We start from the raw sequence: 5,102 nt of genomic DNA on the forward strand, positions 1-5,102 counted from the left end.
CCAGCGACCGGATGGCACTCGGCGCGATCGAGGCACTGCGCCGGCGCGGCCTGCGAGTACCGCAGGAGATGAGCGTGGTCGGCTTCGACGACCTTCCGGAAGTCCGCTGGTCGGCCCCGCCCCTGACGACCGTCCGCCAGCCCCTGGCCGACATGGGCAAACTGGCCGTCCACACGGTGCTCCGCCTGACCCGTGCCGAACAGCCGGACTCGCCACGCGTGGAACTGGGCACCGACCTGGTGATACGGGCGAGCACCGCACCCCCGGCCTGACCTCCACCACGAGGAACGGCGCCCCGCCACCCCCTGTCCGGCAGGGCGCCGCCCGCCCTCGCTACCTCCCTCCGAGCTCCTCGCGCAGCGCGAAGTACGCCGGCTTGCGCCGCAGTTCCTCGTCCCACGGCAGGGCCGCTCCCTCGCCCGGGAAGAACGCCGGGATCCACGAGTACTTGTCGGTGTAGTCCCACAGAGTGATGCCGACGCACCGGCGCACCGCCAGGCACGCCCCGGTCACGTCGGCGTACCACTCGGCCTGCTGTGCCAGCTTCTCCTCGGTCGCGGGCAGTTGCATCCGTATGTCGACCTCGGTGAGCGCGATGTCGAGACCGAGCCGGGAGAAGCGGCGGAGGTTGTCCTCCAGAGTGGTGGGATAGCCGTACTGGAGTGCCAGATGGGCCTGGAGGCCGATGCCGTGCAGTGGGACGCCCGCGGCCTTCAGCTCCTTGGCCAGCCGGTGGTAGGCGTCGCTCTTCGGGCCGAGCCCCTCGATGTTGTAGTCGTTGAGGTAGAGCTTGACGCGCGGATCGGCCTGGTGCGCCCAGCGCAGGGCGTCGGCGATGTAGCCGGGCCCGAGCGTCGTGTAGAAGACCGACTCCCGGTACGTGCCGTCCTCGTTGAACGCCTCGTTGACGACGTCCCAGGCGAACACCTTGCCCCGGTAGTGCCGTACCTCCGTCTGGATGTGCTTCTTGAGTACGGCTCTCAGCTCGGGGGCCGTCCATTCCCTGTCGGTGAGCCACCCGGGCAGCTGGCTGTGCCAGACCAGGGTGTGGCCGCGCACCCTCTGCCGGTTGGCCCGGGCGAGGTTCACGATCTCGTCACCCTTGGAGAAGTCGAACGCGCCCTGCTGGGGCTCCGTCGCGTACCACTTCATGCCGTTGCCGGGCGTGATCTGGTCGAACTCGCTGCCGAGCAGGGCCTTGTACGGTCCGTCCTCGAGCTCGGGGTTGTCGGTGGCGCTGCCGAAGTAGCGGCCGTGCCGCTGGGCGAGGTCGGCGAGGGTGGACTGCTGGTGCCCCGCCTGGGCGGGTGTGCCGGCACCGATGCCGGCGGCGACCAGGAGCGCGGCGATGGCGCCGGCGAGTCTGAGACGGGTGGTGCGCATGGTGCGACTCCTCACGAGGTGGGTGGGTAGAGCCGTACGTTCGCGACGCGGGTCAGCCCTTGGTGGCGCCGGCGGCGAGGCCGCCGACGAGCTGACGCTCGGCGACCGAGTAGAAGGCGAGGGCGGGGACCATGGCCAGCACCAAGTAGGCGAAGACCTTGGCGTAGTCCGCGGAGTACTGCCCCTGGAACTGCTGCACGCCGATCGGCAGCGTCCACCATTGGGCGTCGGTGAACACCAGCAGCGGCAGGAAGAAGTTGTTCCAGCTGGTGACGACGGCCAGCACGGAGACGGTGCCGAGAGCGGGCCGGGCCATGGGCAGCAGTACCCGCCAGAAGAAGCCGAACGAGCTGCACCCGTCGAGCGTGGCCGCCTCCTCCAGCTCGCCGGGGATCTGCCGGAAGAAGCCCCGCAGGATGATGATCGTCATCGGCAGTCCGAAGGCGGCCTGCGGGAGGATCACGCCGAGGGGGTTGTCCAGCAGGTCCAGGGAGCGCAGCAGCAGGAACAGCGGCAGGGCGGCGACCGCGAACGGGAACATCAGCCCCATGGTGAACAGCGTGAACAGCGCTTCCCGGCCCTTGAAGGCGAACCGTGCGAAGGAGAAGGCCGACAGGGCGGAGACCGCGACGATCAGGACGGTCGTGCCGATCGCGATCAGCGTGCTGTTGCCGATCAGCCGCCAGAAGTCCCCCGAGCCGAGGATCCGGGTGTAGTTGGAGGCCACCCACGACTCGGGCAGACCGACGGGGTTGCGGGAGAGCTCGTCGGTGGACTTGAAGCCGGAGAGTGCGGCGTAGAGCAGGGGGACGGCCATGACCGCGCCGACGACGGTCAGAACGAGGTGGAGGCCCCAGGTCCTGCCGCTCCCCGGAGTCTTCTGACTGGCTGTCACTTTCCGTCACCCCGCATGGTCGTGGTGGCCCCTTCCAGGTCGCGCCGGAGGACGAACCGCTGGTAGGCGAGGGCGAAGACGAGGCTGATGCCGAACATGACCACGCTGATCGCGCTGGCGTAGCCCACCTGGTAGCGCTTGAAGCCGTACTGGAACATGGTCACGGCCATGGTCTCGGAGTGGTGGTCGGGGCCGCCCGCGGTGGTCACCCACACCAGGTCGAAGAGCTGGATCGATCCGATGACCGCCAGGAACACGCTGATGCGCAGGGTGGGCGCGAGCAGCGGCAGCGTGACGTTGCGGAACCGCTGCCAGGCACTCGCCCCGTCGATGAGCGCCGCCTCGGTCAGTTCCCGGGGGACGGCCTGGAGCCCGGCCAGGTACAGCATCATGTGGAAGCCGAAGTACTTCCAGGTCATGACCAGGAACACGGTCGCCATCACGGTGGACGGGTCCGCGAACCACTCTCCGCCCAGCCCCTGCAGCCCGACTTTGCCGAGGACCTGGTCGGCGAAGCCGTCGTCCGGGGCGAAGATCATGCCGAAGAGGATTCCGGTGATGGCCTCGGACAGGACGTACGGGGCGAAGAACAGCATCCGGTACACCGCCCGGCCGCGCATCCGCTGGTTGAGCAGGACGGCCATGGCGAGGGCGAACGGCAGCTGGAGGGCGAGCGACAGCACCACCAGGACGAGGCAGCGCCACAGGTCGCCGAGGAAGACGTCGTCCTGGAAGAGCCGGGTGAAGTTCTCGCCGCCGATGTAGTCGGAGGGCATGCCGAAGCCGCCCCAGCGGAAGAACGCGGCGTACAGGGCGAACAGCATCGGCAGCAGCACGAGCCCCATGAACAGCACCAGGGCCGGGAGTTGGAAGCCGGCCGCGGTGAGCCAGTGCAGCGCGCGGCGCCGGGCCCGCCCCGTGGGCCGGTCCGCGACCGGGGGCGGGGGACCGGCGCCGGGGGAGGTCCGTTTGTCCGGCAGGAACGTGGAGGTCATCGCCGGCTACTGCTCTTCCTTCGCGGTCTTCGTGATCGACTGGGCGACCTGCCCGGGCGACTTGGAGCCGGCGATGAGCGCGGCCACGCTGTCGTTGACCTCCTGGCCGACGGCGGGCGCGTACGCCTGGTCGAGGTAGAGCTGGAAGCCGGTGGCCGCCTTCAACTGGGCCTGTACGGCCTTGATGTTGGGGTCGGCGATGGCGCTCTCGGCCGCCGGGACCACGGGCAGCACACCGGTCTTCTTGACCAGTTCCAGGTCGGTGGCCTCGGACGCGAAGAACTCGAGGAAGTCGGCGGCCTCCTGAGGGGCTCCCCGGCGCAGTGCGTGACCGCCGCCTCCGCCGAACACCTCGGTGATGGCGCCCTTGCCGCCCTCGACCGCGGGGAACGGGAAGAAGCCGAGGTCCTTGCCGAGGCCCTTGCCCGCGTCGGCCTGGACCGTGGGCGCCCACTGGCCCATGAGCTCCATGGCCGCCTTGCCGTTGCCGACGGTGGCGGCCTGGCCGGTGGGGGTGGAGTAAGCGGCGCCGAGGTAGCCCTTCTGGAACGGCTGGAGGCCGACGAGTTCCTTCAGGTGCTCGCCCGCCTCGACGAAGGGGGCGGTGGTGAAGTCCTTGTCGTCGTAGGCCTTCTGGAGCGCCTCGGCGCCGGCGGTGCGCATCGCGAGGTAGGCCCAGTAGTACATGCCGGGCCACTTCTCCTTGCCGGCCAGGGCCAGCGGCGTGACCTCGGCGGCCTTCAGCTTGCGCACGGCGTCGAGGAAGTCGCTCCAGGTGGCCGGGGGCTCGGCGATGCCGGCCTTCTCGAAGAGCGCCTTGTTGTACCAGAAGCCGATCATGCCGATGTCGAACGGGATGCCGTAGGCCTGGTCGTCGAGCAGGTACGGCTCTCTGGCGACCGGCAGCAAAGCGCCGCCCCACGGCTTGGTCCGGTCCGTGAGGTTCTCGACGAGCCCGGCGTCGACCTGCTGCTTCAGCACGCCGCCGCCCCAGGTGTGGAAGATGTCGGGCAGCTTCCCCGAGGCGGTCAACGCCGTCATCTTCGACTTGTAGGCGTCGTTCTCCATCTGGACGATCTTTATCTTGACCTTGGGGTTCTGCGCCTCGTATTTCCGTGCGAGGGCGGCCCAGACGCCCTTGGCCGGCTGGGTGGTGGAGATGTTCCACCATTCGATCGTGGTCGTCCCCGACGACCCTCCGTCCGAGTCCCCGCCGCATGCGCTCAGTGCCGTCATCCCCAGGCCTGCCGCGGCGGAGGCCGCCAGGAAGCCGCGGCGGGACAGTGCCGGGTCGCCCATCATGCGCTCCTCGAAAGTTTCGAACGAGATCCAGAAAGCTTCGTTGCTGCCGCACCCTAGAGATAGCGGCCAGAGCGTGGCAACCCCTCGTACGCGGTCAATCTCTCTGTGAAGCCAGAAGCTTATGTAGTGGCGAAACATTCGGATTGGCAGGCGAACGTTCCGAAGACGACACGGCCACGATCACGCAAGGTGTCCGCGCTTGAGCCGCGGTCCGACGCCGCTCACTGCGCGGGCAGAGGCGCCCCAGGCGCTCTGATCTCGCGTTTTCACTCCTGCGGCCGCCGGGCCCGCCAGTCATAACGGAAGCTTGACGCACTCAGCCTCCTCATTCACGGGCAGCCGCGTCACGCTCCGCTTACGCCGATCGGGCCGTCCAGGGATGGCCGGAACCACGCTGAGCCGCACATCGGGAGCACGTCGATGGCCACCACCTAGTGCCGCGGCAGGCAACGTTTGCCCGTTGAGGAGCGGCGTTTGGTGCGTGCTCTCGGCGTGCCGGCCGGAAGCCCTCGTACTGGACGTACTCG

The 5,102-nt window shown here is 68.9% G+C and carries 5 protein-coding genes; 1 reads left to right on the forward strand and 4 read right to left on the reverse strand.

Features of this window, described 5'->3' with window-relative positions; translation table 11 throughout:
* Window positions 1–272, forward strand: a 272-nt coding sequence (locus ABZ281_RS37135; protein ID WP_356662443.1) for a substrate-binding domain-containing protein, incomplete at its 5' end; no start/stop codon positions are given.
* A gap of 61 nt (window positions 273–333) precedes the next feature.
* Here the strand turns inward: ABZ281_RS37135 and ABZ281_RS37140 are convergent.
* The 4 genes from ABZ281_RS37140 to ABZ281_RS37155 form a co-directional block, all read right to left on the reverse strand.
* Window positions 334–1,383: an endo-1,4-beta-xylanase gene (locus ABZ281_RS37140; RefSeq protein WP_356662444.1), complete on the reverse strand. Its 1,050-nt coding sequence runs from the start codon at window positions 1,381–1,383 to the stop codon at window positions 334–336.
* Window positions 1,384–1,435: 52 nt separating this feature from the next.
* Window positions 1,436–2,200, reverse strand: a complete 765-nt coding sequence (locus ABZ281_RS37145; protein WP_356662446.1) for a carbohydrate ABC transporter permease — start codon at window positions 2,198–2,200, stop codon at window positions 1,436–1,438.
* A gap of 74 nt (window positions 2,201–2,274) precedes the next feature.
* Window positions 2,275–3,273, reverse strand: a complete 999-nt coding sequence (locus ABZ281_RS37150) for a sugar ABC transporter permease (RefSeq protein WP_356662445.1) — start codon at window positions 3,271–3,273, stop codon at window positions 2,275–2,277.
* A 6-nt stretch (window positions 3,274–3,279) separates the two neighbouring features.
* Window positions 3,280–4,572 (reverse strand): extracellular solute-binding protein, encoded by a 1,293-nt coding sequence (locus tag ABZ281_RS37155; RefSeq protein ID WP_356662447.1) that lies wholly within the window; start codon window positions 4,570–4,572, stop codon window positions 3,280–3,282.
* Between the last annotated feature and the right edge of the window lie 530 nt (window positions 4,573–5,102).

It is taken from the genome of Streptomyces sp. NPDC006265 (assembly GCF_040613555.1).
In the GTDB taxonomy this organism is placed as follows: Bacteria; Actinomycetota; Actinomycetes; order Streptomycetales; family Streptomycetaceae; genus Streptomyces.